This window comes from Actinoplanes sp. CA-252034 (assembly GCF_050956125.1).
GTDB lineage: Bacteria > Actinomycetota > Actinomycetes > Mycobacteriales > Micromonosporaceae > Actinoplanes.
Window position 1 is genome coordinate 5,850,518 of the sequence record NZ_CP191846.1, and the last position, 17,040, is coordinate 5,867,557.

Consider the following 17,040-nt stretch of genomic DNA (forward strand, 5'->3'; position numbering starts at 1 on the left):
CGAACCGTCGGGCTGGCGCCGGTCGGTGAGCGCTCCCCATATCGGCTCGCTGGTCGCCATCGCGGGGCTCGTCGTCGCCGTCGTCAGCGCGCTCATCGCGTACCTCGCCTGGCGGGGTGACGAGCGGGAGCGGCAGGGAGCGGCCCCGCCGTCGCCGGCGGCGTCATCGCCCCCGGCGGTCTCGTCGCGCCCGTCCGCGCCCGCGCCGTCGGCCGGTCCGCTCCGGTTCCGGCTCGCCGCCGATCGCGTCGACGCCCGCACGGTGGAGGTGACGCCCATCTCCACGGGTGCGGCCCGGCCGGGGCTGACCTACTGGTTCGTGCTCGCGGTGAGCTGGGGGGACGGCAACACCGACTACTATCCGCGTGCCGAGTTGCACGGCGGCGACGACCCCTTCCTCGTCACCATCCCCAAGGACGCCGATGACAAGGCGACCCGCGCCGGCCGGGTCTACGCCTTCGACGCGCGGGAGACCGAGGACGCGCGGACCCGGCTGGAGCGCCAGAAGACCCGCACCGGTGAGGACTACTTCCCCGAGGAGACCGGCGATCCCGTGTCGACGGCCGTGCCGCTGCCCTTCAACTGAGTCCGCGCCGGGGCTTGCCGGGCATCAACCGGGATCTCGGCCGGGGCGTTCCCCAGGACGACCGGCAGCGTCTGGCGGCCGCTGCGCCCGGGGTGAGAGCCCCGCGCCCTGGTCGACGGCGGCCCGCACCCCCAAGCCGTGAAGTCGAAAGCGCGGGCGTCAATGATGCCCGCGCCTTCTCGTCGCCAGCACACTGACGAGCCCGACACCGATCAGGAGGACCCCGGACCATCCGACGGCCGGGCCGGTGACCGGCAGATCGGCGCGACCCTCGACGACACGGACCTCGCTGACGCCGGTGATCGGGGCCAGCCCGTCGGCGGAGAACGTGATGGTCATCCGGCCGACGTCGCCGGGCTCGGCGGCCCTCGACGCGGTCACCACCACGGGCAGGTACGCCTCGACCGTCTCGCCCTCGAACGACAGACCACGCGGGTCGGAGCAGATCACCCGGGTCGACGACGGCGCGGTGCACTCGCCTCCGCCGTCCGCGCTCGGCGTGATCCGTACCCCGGACGTCCCGCGCAGGTCGTAGGTGACCCGGACCCCGGTGAGCTTCGCCGGGCCCGTCGTGGACCACAGGCTCGGGCCGAGCGGATCGATGGCGGCGCCACCCACCGGCACCTCGACGTCGGGAAAGGCGGCTTCGACCGGCCCCGCGCCGGCGATTCGATCACGCAAGACAGGCAACCGTTCGGTGAAGGCCGTCCTCGTCGACGACGCCGTGGGTGATGCCGGTGAAACCCGGCCAGCGCTGGGCCAGGATCTGCTCGTGCCGCAGGAACCGCACGATCGACGGGCTGATCCGCTCGCCCGGGACCAACAGCGGAATGCCCGGCGGGTACGGCGTGAGCAGCACCGCCGTGGTCCGCCCGGCCAGTTTCTCGACCGGCACATGCTCCACCCGCCCGGCCGCCATCGCCGTCCACGCGTCGGCGGGGATCGTCACCTGCTCGACCGGCTCGGTGTAGATCGCCGTGGTCAGCTCGGCCAGGTCCGCGTCCCGGTAGGTGCCGTGCAGGGCTTCGCAGAGATCGCGCAGTCCGCGCCGGGCGTACTCGGGGAAGGCCGTGGCGAACGACGGCATCAACCGTTCGATCGCGGCGTTGCCGTCGTAGGCGCTCTTGAACCGGTGCAGCTCGGCGACCAGGGAGTTCCACCGGCCCTTGGTGATGCCGATGGTGAAGAGCACGAACAGCGAGTACAGGCCGGTCTTCTCGACGACCACCCCGTGCTCGGCCAGGTAGCGGGCCAGGACGACGCCGGGGATGCTGGGTGAGCCCGGCTCGCTGAACTCGCCGTGCACGGTCAGGCCCGGGGTGGTCAGGGTGACCTTGATCGGGTCGAGCATGGTGAACCCGTCGTCGACCCCGTCGAAGCCGTGCCAGCTGGCGTCCGCGGTCAGCTCCCACTCGGCGCGCTCGGCCAGGCCGGTGCGGGGCGGGGTGTCCGGGCCCCACACCCCGAACCACCAGTCACCGTCGGCGGCCCGCTCCTCGCCGACGCGGATGATCGCGCGCCGGAACTCCATGGCCTCGGTGATCGTCTCCTCGACCAGGGCCGGGCCGCGCCGGCCGGCCATCATCTCGGCCGACACGTCACAGCTGGCGATGATGGCGTACTGCGGGCTGGTGGACGTGTGCATCCGGTACGCCTGGGCGAAGACCCGCTCGTCGAAGTGCCCGTCGGCGGTGTCCTGGACGAGGATCTGCGACGCCTGCGACAGACCGGCGAGCAGCTTGTGGGTCGACTGGGTGGCGTAGACGACGGTCCGGCCGGTGCGGTCACGATCGTTGGCGACACCGTGCATGCCCTCGTACAGCTGATGGAATCCGGCGTGCGGGAGCCAGGCCTCGTCGAAGTGCAGGGCGTCCACCACGCCGTCGAGGCTGCGCTTCAGCTCGTCGGCGCGGTAGATGATCCCGTCGTACGTGGACTGTGTCAGCGTCAGCAGCCGGATCCGCCGGCTCTTGTCGGTGATCAGCGGGCTGGCCTCGATCTTCTCCTGCAGCGCCGCGGCGGTGAACTCGCGCCGCGGGATGGGCCCGATGACCCCGGCCCTGTTGCGCGTCGGCATCAGATAGATCGGTACTGCCCCGGTGAGGATGATGGCGTGCAGCACCGACTTGTGGCAGTTGCGGTCCACCGCCACGATGTCGCCCGGCCCGACCAGCGAGTTCCACACGATCTTGTTCGACGTGGAGGTGCCGTTGGTGACGAAGTAGAGGTGGTCGGCGCGGAACGTGCGGGCGGCCAGGCGCTCGCTCTCGGCGATCGGGCCGGTGTGGTCGAGCAGCTGCCCCAGATCCTCCACGGCGTTGCACACGTCGGCACGCAGCAGGTTCTCGCCGAAGAACTCGTGGAACAGGGTGCCGACCGGGCTCTTCAGGAACGCGGTGCCACCGGAGTGGCCGGGGCAGTGCCAGGAGTAGGCGCCGTCCTCGGCGTACCGCATGAGGGCCTCGAAGAACGGCGGAGCCAGTTGGCCCAGGTAGTGGCTCACCTCGCGGTGGATCTTACGGGCCAGGAAGTCAGGCGTGTCCTCGTACGCGTTGACGACCCCGTCGATGCGTGCCAGCACCGTCTGCGGGAGCCGCCGGGCCGTCAACTGCTCCCCGAAGAGCAGGATCGGAACCCGGTCGTTGTACGCCCGCACGGTGTGCACGAACGCGGCGGCGGCGTCGACGTCCGGTTCGTCCGGCCGCACCGTGTAGAGCACGGCCGAGCTCGACCGGGCGATGTGCGCCAGCATCCCGGTGTCACGCCCGTCCGCACCGAACCGCCGCAGCTCCAGACCGGCCCGGACCAGGGCGTCCTCGAGCATCTCCAGGGGCCGCCGCGCATCGGGCGGCCCCTGCGCGGGCGTGACGATCGTGACCGGAAACGACACCGTGGACCGTCCTCTCAGCACCGGGGTCGCCGTGACCCTATGCAGGCCGGAGGCGATCGGTCCGGTGAACCCGGCGCGGGTCCCCGATGCGGGTGAGGATCATCCGGCGCGACCGCGTTTGAGCGGGGCCCTGACCCCATCGGAGAGCGGGGAGTCGTGCAGTTCGAGGGTGGCCAGCTCGACACCCTTCGGCACGTCGAAGACGAGTCTGCCGGAGGCCTTCTCGCCGGGACCGAGCTTCTGCACGAACGCCTCCACGCCACGGTTGGCGTAGAGGCCGGCCAGTTCGTCGCTGTCATAGGCGGTGCCGGTGGTGTCGTACGCCGTCTGGGCCTGGCCCAGGAAGTACTTCGAGCTCTCACCGATGTTGCGCACGGTCAGGCTGATCACGCAGAACCGGCCCTCGGCACTGCGTTTCAGGTGCTCGAGGCCGACCGTGGCCCGCGAGCAGTCCACCCGGGTGACGGTGAACTCGAACTTCCCGTCGCGCACCGCCTCGCCGAAGGCGGGACCCGACGGGACGGCCCGGACCGGTTGCGCCGGCGGGCCGGGGGTGGGCGTCCCGGCCGCCGGCAGACCGTGGCTGAACTGCTCGGCGGCGATCCCGGCGGCGAACAGGGCGACCACCGCGATGGTCGACACCAGGACCGCCACGGTCACCTTGACCGGCGAGACACGTTTGGCGGCGCGGACCGGCCGGCGCTGCTGACGAAGGTCGTGCGACATCTGACCACTCCACGGGGCCGGGCCGAGTTCACTCCCCTCACTGTCAGCTACCGACCGGTGTCGAACCAGTTAACATGCCTGATCGGTGGCATTCTTCGCTCGAAAGGACAATCGTCGCGGCTACCGCCCGGCGGTCACCGCCGCGATCGCCTCCTCGCGGGTGCCGCCGAACCGCAGCGGCACGAAATGACCGCCCTGGTCCCGACCGCAGCGAACCAGGGCCCCCGCCACCAGCCCGGGCCGCGGTGGATCCCATGTCACCAACGGCGAGAACCTGGTGTCCGCCCCGGCGGACGCGTCGGCGATCCTCTCCGAAGCCTGGATCTCGGGCGACGGCTGATCCGACATCCACCCGAACACCCGCCCGGCACGCACCTCGGCGCCGTCCAGGGTCGCGCACCACAGCGGGTACGCCTGCGCGATGACCGCCATCCGGCCGCCCCCTCTCTCCCCCGGGCCCCATTCTCCGGCAGTCAGGTGCCGGGTGCGCCCGTTCTCAGGACAGCAGGCTTCCGTACGGTCCGGACAGGATCGCGTTCTTCTGGGCCTGGCTGAAATGCGTGTTCGGGTAGGAGTAGAACGACGCGGACATCGGGGTGCCGTCGGTCGACGTGGAGTCGGGCAGTCCGAAGGCGTGGCCCAACTCGTGGACCATGCCGCCGTACCAGCGGTTCATCGGTCCGTTGACACCGGCCGCGCCGTCGGCGTCGTGTCCGCTGAGCACCACCCACCCGGGGCTGGCGCCACCGCCGGACTGGTTGGTCTCCTCGGCGCTGATCAGGCCGACGCACAGCCACCGGCTGTCCGGGTTATCGATGCCGTACCGGCGCATCAGCTCCTGGTGCATGTTGCCGACCACACACCAGTAGTGGTCGCTGCCGGTGCAGTTGGTGGTGATGTACCAGTTCCGGTCGTGCTCGCCGTCGACCACCTCGACCACGGTGTCGTTGAGCCTGAACGTGCGGCCGAGCTCCTGCCGGTAGTAGCTCTGGGCCTCACGCATGACGGCCGCGATGCCGTCGGGATAACGCCGGTCGAAGGTGACGTCGGTGGGTTTGAGCCAGAACACCCGGACCGTCTTGGTGGCCACCGGGCCGGACGGCGACGGGGACGGCCCGGCGGTCGGCGACGAGGTCGGGGTCACGCCGCCGGTGCAGGCGACACCGTTGAGAGTGAAGGCGGCGGGGACCGGGTTGCTGCCGGTCCACGATCCGTTGAAGCCGAACGAGGCGCTGCCACCGGTGGTGAGGGCGCCGTTGTAGGAGGCGTTGACCGCGGTCACGGCCGTGCCGGTCTGGGTCACGGTGGCGTTCCAGGCCTGGGCGACGGTCTGGCCGGCGCCGTACGACCAGCGCAGCGTCCATCCGGTGACGGGGTCGCCGAGGTTGGTGACGGCGACGCTCGCGCCGAAACCACCCTGCCACTGTGAACTGATCGTGTAGGTGATCCGGCAGCCGGCTGCGGCGGCACTGGCGCCCTGGGCCGCGACGACCGTCACGGCGGCGAGGACGGCCGCGCCGGCGATCGCCGGCAGGATACGGGCCCGTCGAGTTCTCAATTGAAACATGTCTATCAAGGTGCGCGCCGAAAACGTTTTCGGCAAGCCCGCATAAGCCCTTACTTAAACGCTCTAAGTTTCTGCTCGCGCGCCGTTGACCCGCGCAGGACACCGGCTTACCGTGACATCGGCCACAGTCGATACAGGTAGGAGTCGTCCATGAGGAGCCGCATCGTCGTTCTTCTGGCGGCGCTGGTCAGCGCGCTGGCCGCGACCGCACCCGCCACGGCGGCCCCACCGTCACCGAGCGGATTCGTCGTCCGGGACGGCCACCGGCTGCTGCTCGACGGCAGGACGTTCCGATTCGGCGGGACCAACAACTACTACCTGTTCTACAAGAGCCGGGCCATGGTCGACGACGTGCTCGACGACGCGCAGGCCGCCGACTTCACGGTGCTGCGCACCTGGGCGTTCGGCCTGATCGGCAACGCCGACGGCAGCAACTCGGTCGCCCCCGCCCCGGACGGCGTCTACTTCCAGTATTGGGACGGCGAGAAGCCCGCCTTCAACGACGGCCCGAACGGCCTGGAACGCCTCGACTACGTCATCGCCGCGGCGCGACAGCGCGGGATCAAGCTGGTGCTGCCGCTGACCAACAACTGGTCCGACTTCGGCGGGATCGATCAGTACGTACGGTGGCGCGGCGGTGCCTACCACGACGAGTTCTACACCGACCCGGTGATCAAGGGCTGGTACAAGGACTACATCAACCATGTACTGGATCGCGTCAACACGATCACCGGCGTCAAGTACCGGGACGACCCGACCATCATGACGTGGGAACTCGGCAACGAACCCCGCTGCAAGGGGTCCGGCGTCTACCCGCAGAGCAGCACCTGCACCACCGCCACGGTCACCGCATGGGCCGACGAGATGTCCCGCCACATCAAGTCGGTCGACACGAAACACCTGGTCAGCGTCGGTGACGAGGGCTTCTTCTGCGACGGGCCGGACGCGCCGGACTGGATCGACAACTGCGGCGAAGGCGTGGACACCATCGCCCTGACGAAACTACCGGCCATCGACGTGATGTCGTACCACCTGTACCCGGACGGCTGGGGCAACCGCACCCCGCAGTGGGCGTCGGACTACATCACCCGCCACAACGAGGCCGCCCGGCGGCTCGGCAAGGCGGTCATGCTCGGTGAGTTCGGGTGGAAGAACAAGAACACCCGCAACCCCGTCTACCAGCGATGGCTGAACGACTTCGCCCGTACCGGCGGCAGTGGTTTCCTGTATTGGATCCTCTCCGGCTCCCAGGACGACGGCTCGCTGTACCCCGACTACGACGGCTTCACCGTCTACTGCCCGAGCCCGGTCTGCACCACGATCAGCAACGCCGCCGATGAGCTCGCCTTCGGACAGCGGTCCCGGCCGCCGGTCGCCGACCACGACACCGCGGTGACCGAGTTCGACACCGCCGTGACCCTGCGGCCGACCGCCAACGACATCAGTTACCGCAGCCCGGTCCAGACCGCCGGCGTCGACCTCGACCCGACCACACCCCAGCGACAGCGGACCGTCACGGTCACCGGAGGCACCTTCTCGATCACCGCCGCAGGAGTCCTGACCTTCACACCGAACAGCGGTTACGTCGGTAAGGCGATCGCCTCGTACACGGTTCGCGATCAGGCCGGCCGGCTGTCGAACACGGCGACCGTGACGGTCACCGTGAAACCGGACCCGGCAGCGGTGGCGGTGCTCGCCTCGTTCGAGACCGGCACCGAGGGCTGGGCGTCGGCATCGTGGCAGGCCAACGGCGGAACCGTGGCCCAGACCACCGACTTCGCCACCCACGGCACGCACGGCCTGCGGGTCGACGCGGCCGACGGCGGCTGGTTCGGCGTCACCTTCGCCGAGCCGATCGACCTGTCCACCCGCAGCGCCCTCGCATACGACCTGCGGACCAGCCCGGCCGCCGGCACCAACGCGGCGATCGCGGTGCAGACCGGTTCCGGCCTCGCCTGGTGCCAGTCCGGCTTCACCTGGATCAACCAGGACACCACCACCACGGCCACCATCGACCTGCTGTCCTCGATGTCCTGCGACAGCACCGCCCTGGCCGACGTCCGCGTCCTGTGGATCTACATCAACCCGGGCACCGTCCACCTCGACAACGTCCGCGCCGAATAGCCGCCTGCCATCGGCAGGGGACAGCGACGATCCCCTGCCGATGGCATGCTTCGCGATCATGAGATTTCCCTTCGTCACCCCGGTCCGGGCGACGTTCGATCCGGACTACCGATACCCGCAGCACCGGTGGCCCGACCCGGGGCGGCCCATGACCGTGGCCAATGACGGGCGGCCCACCGATCCCGGGGTGCTGACCGAGATGGAGGGGCTGGTCACGGCGTTCGCGGCGCGTTACGAAGCCGAGCAGCGCAAGGAGCCGAGGTGGCAGGCCGGCTACTCCGAGGCCGAGATCGCCGCCGCGGAGGCCCGGATCGGACTGCGACTGCCCGAGGACCTGCGCGCCTTCTACCGGTTCGTGCACGACGACAACTACGAGTCCGGGATCGCCGGCCGGCTCAAGCCGGTGCCGCTGGAACAGATCATCGAGTGGCAGGGCGAGGTCGACGAGCTCACCTTCAACGGCGAGACCGGCCTGTTCGCCGACGATCCGGTCGTGAACGAGTTGCATCCGTACGGCCGGGTCCGGCGCCTCTCCGGCAACGATCGCTGGCTGCCGTTCGCCAGCGACTACGCCATGAACTTCGGTGTCGTCGACCTCGACCCGGCGCCGGGCGGCCGGTACGGGCAGATCTTCACCTACGGGCGGGACGACAGCGAGTACGTCGCCCCGTCACTCACCCACCTGATCCGGGCCAAGCTCGAGGACTCCACTCCCCTCGACCCCTTCACGGATCCGGGCGCCTGGGAGGCACCGGACGCCGAGTGGATGGTGGACCTCGGCGACCGGCCGCTGGCCGAGCTGGTGGCCGCCGAACAGGATCCAGCGCGGGTGCAGTCGGTCCACATCCGCGCCACCGATGAGCTGCGACTGCGTGACCTGGCCGGACTCATCTCGCTGCGCACGGTCCGGGCGTTCGACGTGCGCTCGAAGGCCGCGTGGGCCGACCTCGAACTGCCCGCCGACGCGCCGGTGGAGCTGGTCAGCGTCAACGCAGCGCGTTTCGACCTGGGGCGGCTCACCGGCGCCTCCCACCTGGCGTACCTCACCCTGTCCGGCAACGAGGAGCCGGTCCGCATCGCCGGGCTGGCGGACCTCCCCCACCTGCTCCGGCTGGACCTGTCCGAGGCCCTGGTCGACGACGTCACCGCGATCGCCGCGTTCCCCGCCCTGCGGGCGCTGTCCCTGAACGGCGCCCAGTGGCGGGAACTGCTGGCGTCGGGCTGGAACCCGCGCACGCTGGCCGCCGCCCAGCTCACCGGCGAGTACACCGACGAGGACAAGGCCGCTTTCCAGCGCGCGACCGCCTGACCTCCGGTCAGGCCGGTGGCCGGAGTTCGTGCACCGGCGACGGGGCGGCCAGCCGGACGTCGCCGTCGCCGGGTGGGAACGCCGACCACGGACGTACCCACGTGAACGCCTTGCCCGCGAACCATCCGTAGACCGCGGTCAGCCCGGTCATCCCGGCCACCAGGGCCCACTCGCCGTCCTGCGCCATGATGACGGCGCCGGACAGCCCGCCGAGGGTGCTGCCGGCCAGCACGACCCCGCAGGTCGCGGCGATGACCGTGGTGACCCGGGCGCGCCGCCGTCGCTGCCGGGCCCGCCGGTCGCTGGCGTCGGCGCTGACGACGACGCACTCGACCGGCTCGTCACAGGTGGCGCAGAGGTACCGGGCGGTGGCCTCCCCTGTGGCGGGCCGTTGCACGCTCAGCGGCTGCAACTCCCAGATCGTCTCGGCATGTCCCCACGGTTCCGCGATCCGATGCCCGAGCTGCCAGTCGTCCTCAGGGGTCACCCTGACGATCATGCCGTGCCGGGGCAACCACCGCCGGCAGCGAAACTCGCCGGGGCCGCCGTCGATCCGCGCCCGCTCCGGATCGTCGTAGGGTTGAGGGCCTGTTCCGGTCCTCGACCGAGAGAGGACGACGTTCATGGCCAAGTTCATGCTCCTGATCCACGGTGACGCCGCGCAGTGGGAGGCGATGACCGCCGAGGAGTGGGTGGCGCACGACGCGGCGCACGCGGCCTTCCGCGCGGCGGCCGGTTCACGGGTCGTCGGCGGCGAGCAGTTGGAGCCGGCGCCGACCGCCACCACCGTGCGCGGTGGCGTGGCCGGCGAGCCGGTCATCACCGACGGCCCGTTCCTGGACACCAAGGAGGGGCTCGGCGGCTTCTACCTGCTCGAAGCCGGTGACCTCGACGAGGTGATCAAGCTGGTCTCGCTGCTGCCCGAGGTCCGTGCGGCGCACAGTGCCGTGGAGATCCGGCCCGTCGTGTTCCACGGGTGAGCGACGAGGCGGTCGCGGCGGTCGCCGAGGCGCACCGCCGGGAGTGGGCCCGGATCGTGGCCACGACAGCGCTGCTGACCCGGGATCTGGATCTCGCCGAGGAGTGTGCCCAGGACGCCTACGCCCAGGCGTTGCGTGTCTGGGCGCGCTCCGGGGTGCCGGACCGGCCCGGCGCCTGGCTGACCGAGGTGGCCCGCAACGGTGCCCGTGACGTGCTGCGTCGCGAGGCACGGTTCCGCCGGGCGCTGCCGCTGCTGGTCACCGACGGCACCGTGCCCGGCCCGGAGGACGCTCTGGCCGCCGACGACCGCCTCCGGCTCATCTTCACCTGCTGTCATCCGGCCCTCGATCGTGCCACTCGGGTGGCGCTGACGCTGCGCCTGGTGAGCGGGCTGTCGACGGCAGAGGTGGCGCGGGCGTTCCTGGTGCGGGAGGCGACCATGGCGGCCCGGATCACGCGCGCCAAACGGAAGATCGCGACGGCGCGGATCCCGTACCGGGTGCCGTCGCCCGACCAGCTCGGCGCGCGGGTCGACGCGGTCCTGCAGGTGGTGCACCTGATCTACACGACCGGGCACACCGCCCCGGACGGTCCGCGGCTGGTCCGCCGGGATCTGTGCCGATCCGCCGTCGATCTGGCGCGCCTGCTGCACCTGCTGATGCCGTCCGACACGGCGGTCGGCGGGCTGCTCGCGCTGATGCTGCTCAACGAGGCGCGGGCGGCGGGCCGGGTCGGCCCGGACGGCCGGTTGCGGCTGCTGGCCGAGCAGGACCGGTCACTGTGGGACGCCACGCTGATCGCCGAGGGGACGGCACTGCTGTCCGACGCGCTACGCCGCGGCGCCCCGACCCGGTATGCCGTCGAGGCCGCGGTCGCCGCCGTGCACGCCGAGGCGCCGAGCTGGGACGACACCGACTGGGAGGAGATCGTCGGGCTGTACGGCGTACTACGCACGATGTGGCCGTCCCCGGTGGTGGACCTCAACCGGGCCGCCGCCGTGGGCATGCGCGACGGCCCACAGGCGGGCCTGGACGCCCTGGAGCCGCTGCTGAACGAGCCGGCGCTGGCCACCTACCCGTACCTGAGCGCCGCCCGCGCCGACTTCCTGCGCCGCCTGGAACGCCTCCCGGAGGCGGCCACCGCCTACGAGGAGGCGCTGGCCCTGACCGCCAACGCCGTGGAACGGGCACACCTGGCCGACCGTCTCGACGAGGTCCGCCACTCCCCCGGCGGATGACACGCTCACCGGACAACCCTCAGGAAAGGGGCGCGGTACGCCGATGACAGCGGCCGTGCCCCTGCCCAGCAACCGAACGTTACGCCGTCTCGCCTACACAGCCGTGGCTGCTACAGCCGTCGCGCTGGCCTTCCAGGTGGGCCGGCGCCCCCGGCCCGGGCAGCCTCCGGAGCCCGAGCCGCCACCGGCAGTGGTGAAGCCGCCGGCACCGCCCGCACTCCGCCGTCGCCCCTGGCGGCGGGTGCTACTGGCCGTCTCCGTTCTGGTCGTCACGGGCGGCACCCTCGCTGTCGTGGCTGACGAGCTCGACGGATACGCCTGCCTGTCCGGCCCGGAGATCGCCCCGGACACGGCACCCACCGACGTGCCCGGGATGAGGCGGGTGCCGCGGCTCGAGAGTCTGCCGAGCCGCGGGCCGAGGATCACGGGCGGCGACGTCGCCGAGATCCGCGACACCTTCACCTACGAAGTGGCGCGCGAGGTCTCGGTGCGGGGTACGAACGATGTGGAGCCGGGCACGAATCTGCAGCCGTCAGCCGGACGGCGACTCGTGTCGGTGAAGATCCGGGAGCACAACATCAGCCGGCGAGGCGGGTACCTGCTGACCGTGAACCACCGGATCTGGCTGTGCGACGCGGACGGCACCTGGTACGAGCACGATGCCAAGCTGACCAAGGCTCTGACCGGCGAGGCGATGGGCATCGACGCGGGTATGCAGTTCGATCACCGGGTGGTGTTCCAGATCTACGAGCACTCGCGGCCCCATCTGGTTCGCGTGGGTGGTGGCTACGGGGAGACCGCGTCGGGTGACTGGAAGGTCGACTGAGCAACCTTGCGGCGGTCACCCCTCCTGGATGTCCGGAGCTGACACCTCGATGACACACCGGTCACGGCCGGCGTGTTTGGCCTCGTAGAGCAGCTTGTCGGCGGCGCCCAGCACCCGCCGCTGGGTGTCGCCCGAGGTGGACTCGATGGCGCCCACGCTCACCGTCACCGGCAGGTTGCCGGTCAGCGGCTGCCACGGATGGTCCGCGACCGAGGCGCGGAAACGTTCCAGCAGCGGGGCCGCCTCGGCCGTGTCGTGACCCGGCAGGACCAGCAGGAACTCCTCGCCTCCGAGGCGCGCCGCGAACGCCCCGGGCAAGCGGGCCGCCTCGATCAGCAGGTCGGCCAGCTCGACCAGGACCCGGTCGCCGACCTCGTGGGAGCAGATGTCGTTGACCCGTTTGAAGTGGTCCAGGTCGACCAGTGCGACCGTCACCGGGGCCGTGGCCAGCAGGCCGGGGAGGGTCTCGTCGACGTAGCGGCGGTTCGGCAGCCCGGTCAGCGGGTCACGGCGGGCCTGCTCACGGAAGCGCTCGGCCTCCCGGCGCGCCTCGGCGGTCTCGAAGACGGCGTGCCGGGCCCTGGCCTGCGCGTCACGCTGCTGGGAGTGCAACTCGCGCTCGGCCTCGTGGAAGCGCTTGTAGACGGTGAACGCCCGCCCGGTGTCGCCGCACGCGGCGTGGAGCTCGGCCTGCTCCTGCAGGACCCGCACGCCGACGCCGGCGAGGTCACGCTCGTGACAGAGTGCGGTGCAGCGGTCCAGACTCTGCTGGGCCGCGCCGGTGTCACCGAGGTGCCGCTGCGCGGTCGCCAGGGTCAGAAGGTACTCGGCCAGGCCGTCGGCGTCGTCGGGCCCCGCGATCTCATACGCCTCGACGTTTCCCAGCGCCGTCTCGGCCGCCTCCTGGTAGCGGCCGCGACCGATCTGGATCATCGCCATCGTGTCGAGGGCGTCCGCGGACAGAACGCCGCCGCCCGCCTCGGTCACCATGCGCAGGCGCTGCATCGCGGTCCAGGCCCGCTCGTGGTCGCCGGAGAGGTGCTCGGCGTACGCCTGGTTGTTGAGCACCACCAGGTGCAGATCGACGTCCTCGGCGGCGACGGCGACCTGCTCGGCGTGGCCGTACCGGGTGCGGGCCGCCTCGATCGAACCGCCCTGCGCGAGGACGTCGGCCAGGCGCAGCAGGATGACGCCGCGGGCCCGGGGCGAGGTGTCGCCGTCGAGTGCCTCGACCGCGCGGACGGCGTGCTCGAGACCGGCGGCGATGTCGCCGAGGTTGTCGTGCAGCGTCGACAGCTGCTGGTGGCTGCGGGCCAGTAGCGGCCGGTGCCGGTGCTGCTGTGCCCAGGCGTTGACCTCGGAGCAGATGGCCGTGGCGGGGGCCAGCTCGCCGGAGCGCCGGCGCATGTTGGCCTCCAGCAGCCTGGCCCACAGATACAGGGCGTGCTCGCCGCAGGCACGGGCCTCGGCGGCGAGCTCGGCGGAGCGGGTCAGCACGTGCGCGCCGTCGATCCCGAACCGGAACTCCAGCGACTGGATCTCGGCGGCGACGGCGGCCGGGGAACGGGCAGGCGGGTGTGCGGCGGCGGGTGTGGGCGCCGCGGACGGGATCGAGCCGGTGCTCATTGATCCGCTCACCCGCCCATTATCGGCGGGCTGACCGGGAAGCCAAGGACTCCAGCCTGGGTAACCAGTTGGAAACATTGACGGAACTATCTGTACACAGTTACCGTCTGCATCCAGAGAGCGCTCTCACACCCCCCCACCGGAGGCTTTCCCATGCGATTGGCACGTTCGGCGGCCGCCCTCGTGGTCGCGGTCAGCTCGGGCATCTTGGCGGTATCCCTCACCGGCAGCGCCGACGCCGCCACGATCGGGGCCGGCAGCTACACCGAGACACTCCCGGCCGGGGCGAGACTGCCCAGCGGCTGCGGCTCGGTGTCGACCAACCCGCGGGAGAACGTCACCGCGAACGCGCCCGCGGGCGCCGTGCCGACCAACGACTGGTGGTCGTCGCTGCTGTTCAAGAAGGGCGACGACTGCGCGTTCTCTCAGCCGCTGTACGCGCACCCGCTCGCCTACCGGCCGGTGTCGAGCGGTCTCGGGTTCTCCTACGAACAGACGCCGGCGATCAGCGGCAGCGCCACCGGTCTCGGCGAGTACCACTACCCGTACGCGCAGAAGTTGGTCGTCGGGGTTGCGGGGTTGAACGCTCCGAAGGCGCTCGTCGACGGCTGGACCGACTGGACCGTGACGCCGTCGTGGAGCGACGGCACCCGCACGCTGAAGGCGACCATCGGCCACGGGCTGCCGCTGACATACTTCCAGGCCACCGGCGGGGACGCGCTGATCAGCGTGACCGGACCCCCGACCGCCTGGTCCAACAGCGGCAACCGGCTCGGCTTCTCGATCGCCGGGCAGGACTACGTCGCGTGGGGGCCGGCCGGCTCGACATGGACGGCGAGCGGCAACACCTTCCGCTCGACGCTGGCGGGCAAGGGGTACTTCACCGTCGGCGTGCTGCCGACCACGACCGCCGACACCACGGCCGGGAAGATCGCGATCGCCGACTCGTGGAACGCCTACGCGCACAACCACGTGACCGGCACCCGTGTCACCTACGGCTACAACCAGGCGAGCGGCACGGTGGACACGACCTACGGGTTCACCACCACCGCCCGCGAGGGCAGCGGTTCGGGCACGGTCATCGCGCTCTACCCGCATCAATGGCGCTACCTCACCGGATCGACCCCCGCGACGCAGACGTACGTCTCCCCGCGCGGCCGTATGAAGATCGTGACCGGCACGCAGTTCCGCACCACGATGAAGTACACCGGTGTGCTGCCGGAGATCCCGGCCGTCGCCGACAGCAGCGGCGCCGACCTGACGACGGTCACCAACTACCTGAACGCCGAGCTGAACAACCCGGCCGACTTCCGCGGCGACGACACCTACTGGACCGGCAAGGGACTGGGCCGGGCCGCCCGGATCGCGGAGATCGCCGACCAGCTCAACCTCACCGGCGTGCGCGACGCGGCACTCACCGTCATCAAGACGCGGATCACCGACTGGTTCACGGCATCGCCGGGCAAGGCCGCGCGACTGTTCTACTACGACCGCAACTGGGGCACGCTCATCGGCTACCCCGCGTCGTACGCCTCCGACGAGGACCTCAACGACCACCACTTCCACTACGGCTACTTCGTGGCCGCGGCGGCGACCCTCGCCAAGTTCGACCCGAACTGGGCGGCCACCGGCCAGTACGGCGGCATGGTCGACCTGCTCATCCGCGACGCCAACAACTACGACCGTGGTGACACGCGCTTCCCGTACCTCCGTGACTTCGACATCTACGCCGGTCATGACTGGGCGTCCGGGCACGGCGCGTTCGGGGCGGGCAACAACCAGGAGTCGTCGTCGGAGGGCCAGAACTTCTCCAACGCGCTCATCCAGTGGGGTCAGGCCACCGGCAACAGCACGGTCCGGGACGCCGGGATCTGGCTGCACACCACGCAGGCCGCGGCGATCAACGAGTACTGGTTCGACGTCACCGGCGAGAACTTCCCCAGCCAGTGGGGCCACAACTACGCGGCCATCGTCTGGGGGTCGGGCGGCGCCTACGCCACCTGGTTCAGCGGCGAGCACGCGCTGGTCGTCGGGATCAACATGCTGCCGATGACCGGTGGGCAGCTCTACCTGGGCGACCACCCGGAGTCGGTGCGCAACACCTACGCCGAGCTGGTGCGCAACAACGGCGGCGAGCCACAGCAGTGGCGCGACATGCACTGGCAGTTCCTGGCACTCGGTGACGGCGACGCCGCGCTGTCGAAGTTCCGGGCGAGCGGCGGCAACTACACCTCCGAGGAGGGCGAGAGCAAGGCGCACACCTTCCACTGGATCCGCAACCTCGCGGCGCTCGGCACGATCGACAAGACCGTCACGGCGAGCCATCCGCTGGCCAAGGTGTTCACCAAGAACGGCGTGAAGACGTACGTGGCGTCGAACATCACCGACAGCACGCTGAACGTGACGTTCTCCGACGGGCGGACGATGAGCGTCGCGGCCGGCAAGACCGCCACCGTCGGCGGCCTGACCTGGAGCGGCGGCAACGCCAACGGCGGCGGGGTGGTCAGCCCGTCACCCAGCACGCCGACGTCGCCGTCACCGTCGTGCACCACCGGGACGCTGCTCTCCCAGGGCCGCCCGGCCACCGCGTCGTCGACCGAGAGCGCCGACTTCCCGGCCGCCAACGCCGTCGACGGCAACACGGCCACCCGCTGGTCGAGCGCCTTCGCCGACCCGCAGTGGCTGCAGGTCGACCTCGGTACGGTGCAGTCGCTGAGCCGGGCGGAACTGGTCTGGGAGGCGGCGTTCGGTAGCGCGTACACCATCCAGACCTCGGCCGACGGCAACACCTGGGCCACCGCCGCGACGGTCACCAACGGCGACGGCGGGACCGATGCGGTCACCCTCTCCGGGAGCGGGCGGCACATCAGGGTCAACGGCACCTCCCGGGGTACGCCGTACGGCTACTCGCCGTTCGAGCTGCGCGTCTACGGCTCCTGTGGCACCACCACGTCGCCGACCACCCCCGCCACGACCACCTGGGCGGCGAACACCGCCTACCCGGTCGGGGCGGTCGTGACCTACAACGGGACGCGGTACCAGTGCCGTCAGGCGCACACCTCGCTGACCGGCTGGGAGCCGCCGAACGCCCAGTCCCTCTGGCTGGCCCTGTAGCACCCGGTGAGCCGGCGTCCTCCTCACCGGGGACGCCGGCTCATGATCTAGGGT

Annotated in this window: 14 protein-coding genes; 7 read left to right on the forward strand and 7 right to left on the reverse strand. The window is 70.8% G+C overall.

The window, feature by feature from the left end:
* The first annotated feature begins 25 nt into the window (after window positions 1–25).
* Window positions 26–586: a hypothetical protein gene (locus ACQPZW_RS26870; protein WP_433788797.1), complete on the forward strand. Its 561-nt coding sequence runs from the start codon at window positions 26–28 to the stop codon at window positions 584–586.
* Window positions 587–745: 159 nt separating this feature from the next.
* On the opposite strand, the gene ACQPZW_RS26875 is transcribed toward ACQPZW_RS26870, so the two are convergent.
* From ACQPZW_RS26875 to ACQPZW_RS26895, 5 genes are all read right to left on the reverse strand, one after another.
* The gene (locus tag ACQPZW_RS26875; RefSeq protein ID WP_433788798.1) at window positions 746–1,267 is read right to left on the reverse strand and encodes a hypothetical protein; all 522 of its coding nucleotides are present in this window, start codon (window positions 1,265–1,267) and stop codon (window positions 746–748) included.
* Window positions 1,260–3,476 carry an Orn/Lys/Arg decarboxylase N-terminal domain-containing protein gene (locus ACQPZW_RS26880; protein ID WP_433788799.1) on the reverse strand — a complete coding sequence of 739 codons (2,217 nt, stop codon included), beginning with the start codon at window positions 3,474–3,476 and terminating at the stop codon, window positions 1,260–1,262. Before ACQPZW_RS26880 ends, ACQPZW_RS26875 begins: the two co-directional genes overlap by 8 nt.
* 99 nt (window positions 3,477–3,575) lie before the next feature.
* On the reverse strand, window positions 3,576–4,202 hold the full coding sequence (locus tag ACQPZW_RS26885; RefSeq protein ID WP_433788800.1) for a DUF4352 domain-containing protein: 627 nt from the start codon (window positions 4,200–4,202) through the stop codon (window positions 3,576–3,578).
* 120 nt (window positions 4,203–4,322) lie between these two features.
* Complete coding sequence (locus ACQPZW_RS26890) at window positions 4,323–4,634, reverse strand: hypothetical protein (RefSeq protein ID WP_433788801.1); 312 nt, start codon at window positions 4,632–4,634, stop codon at window positions 4,323–4,325.
* Between the two features lie 64 nt (window positions 4,635–4,698).
* Window positions 4,699–5,769 carry a cellulose-binding domain-containing protein gene (locus tag ACQPZW_RS26895; protein WP_433788802.1) on the reverse strand — a complete coding sequence of 357 codons (1,071 nt, stop codon included), beginning with the start codon at window positions 5,767–5,769 and terminating at the stop codon, window positions 4,699–4,701.
* A gap of 150 nt (window positions 5,770–5,919) precedes the next feature.
* On the opposite strand from ACQPZW_RS26895, the gene ACQPZW_RS26900 reads away from it, so the two are divergent.
* The gene (locus ACQPZW_RS26900) at window positions 5,920–7,893 is read left to right on the forward strand and encodes a cellulase family glycosylhydrolase (protein ID WP_433788803.1); all 1,974 of its coding nucleotides are present in this window, start codon (window positions 5,920–5,922) and stop codon (window positions 7,891–7,893) included.
* 58 nt (window positions 7,894–7,951) lie between these two features.
* The gene (locus ACQPZW_RS26905) at window positions 7,952–9,202 is read left to right on the forward strand and encodes an SMI1/KNR4 family protein (protein ID WP_433788804.1); all 1,251 of its coding nucleotides are present in this window, start codon (window positions 7,952–7,954) and stop codon (window positions 9,200–9,202) included.
* Between the two features lie 7 nt (window positions 9,203–9,209).
* Here the strand turns inward: ACQPZW_RS26905 and ACQPZW_RS26910 are convergent, their stop codons facing one another.
* Window positions 9,210–9,689 carry a hypothetical protein gene (locus ACQPZW_RS26910; RefSeq protein ID WP_433788805.1) on the reverse strand — a complete coding sequence of 160 codons (480 nt, stop codon included), beginning with the start codon at window positions 9,687–9,689 and terminating at the stop codon, window positions 9,210–9,212.
* Between the two features lie 136 nt (window positions 9,690–9,825).
* Here ACQPZW_RS26910 and ACQPZW_RS26915 point away from each other — a divergent pair, with 136 nt between their 5' ends.
* From ACQPZW_RS26915 to ACQPZW_RS26925, 3 genes are all read left to right on the forward strand, one after another.
* Entirely contained in the window at window positions 9,826–10,182 is a 357-nt protein-coding gene (locus tag ACQPZW_RS26915; RefSeq protein WP_433788806.1) for a YciI family protein, read from the forward strand.
* Window positions 10,179–11,420 carry an RNA polymerase sigma factor gene (locus tag ACQPZW_RS26920; RefSeq protein WP_433788807.1) on the forward strand — a complete coding sequence of 414 codons (1,242 nt, stop codon included), beginning with the start codon at window positions 10,179–10,181 and terminating at the stop codon, window positions 11,418–11,420. Before ACQPZW_RS26915 ends, ACQPZW_RS26920 begins: the two co-directional genes overlap by 4 nt.
* Window positions 11,421–11,712: 292 nt before the next feature.
* The gene (locus ACQPZW_RS26925; protein ID WP_433788808.1) at window positions 11,713–12,246 is read left to right on the forward strand and encodes a hypothetical protein; all 534 of its coding nucleotides are present in this window, start codon (window positions 11,713–11,715) and stop codon (window positions 12,244–12,246) included.
* 15 nt (window positions 12,247–12,261) lie between these two features.
* Here the strand turns inward: ACQPZW_RS26925 and ACQPZW_RS26930 are convergent, their stop codons facing one another.
* Window positions 12,262–13,884, reverse strand: a complete 1,623-nt coding sequence (locus tag ACQPZW_RS26930) for a diguanylate cyclase domain-containing protein (protein ID WP_433788809.1) — start codon at window positions 13,882–13,884, stop codon at window positions 12,262–12,264.
* Window positions 13,885–14,025: 141 nt separating this feature from the next.
* Between ACQPZW_RS26930 and ACQPZW_RS26935 the strand changes: the two genes are divergently transcribed.
* The gene (locus ACQPZW_RS26935) at window positions 14,026–16,986 is read left to right on the forward strand and encodes a glycosyl hydrolase (protein ID WP_433788810.1); all 2,961 of its coding nucleotides are present in this window, start codon (window positions 14,026–14,028) and stop codon (window positions 16,984–16,986) included.
* Window positions 16,987–17,040: the final 54 nt, after the last annotated feature.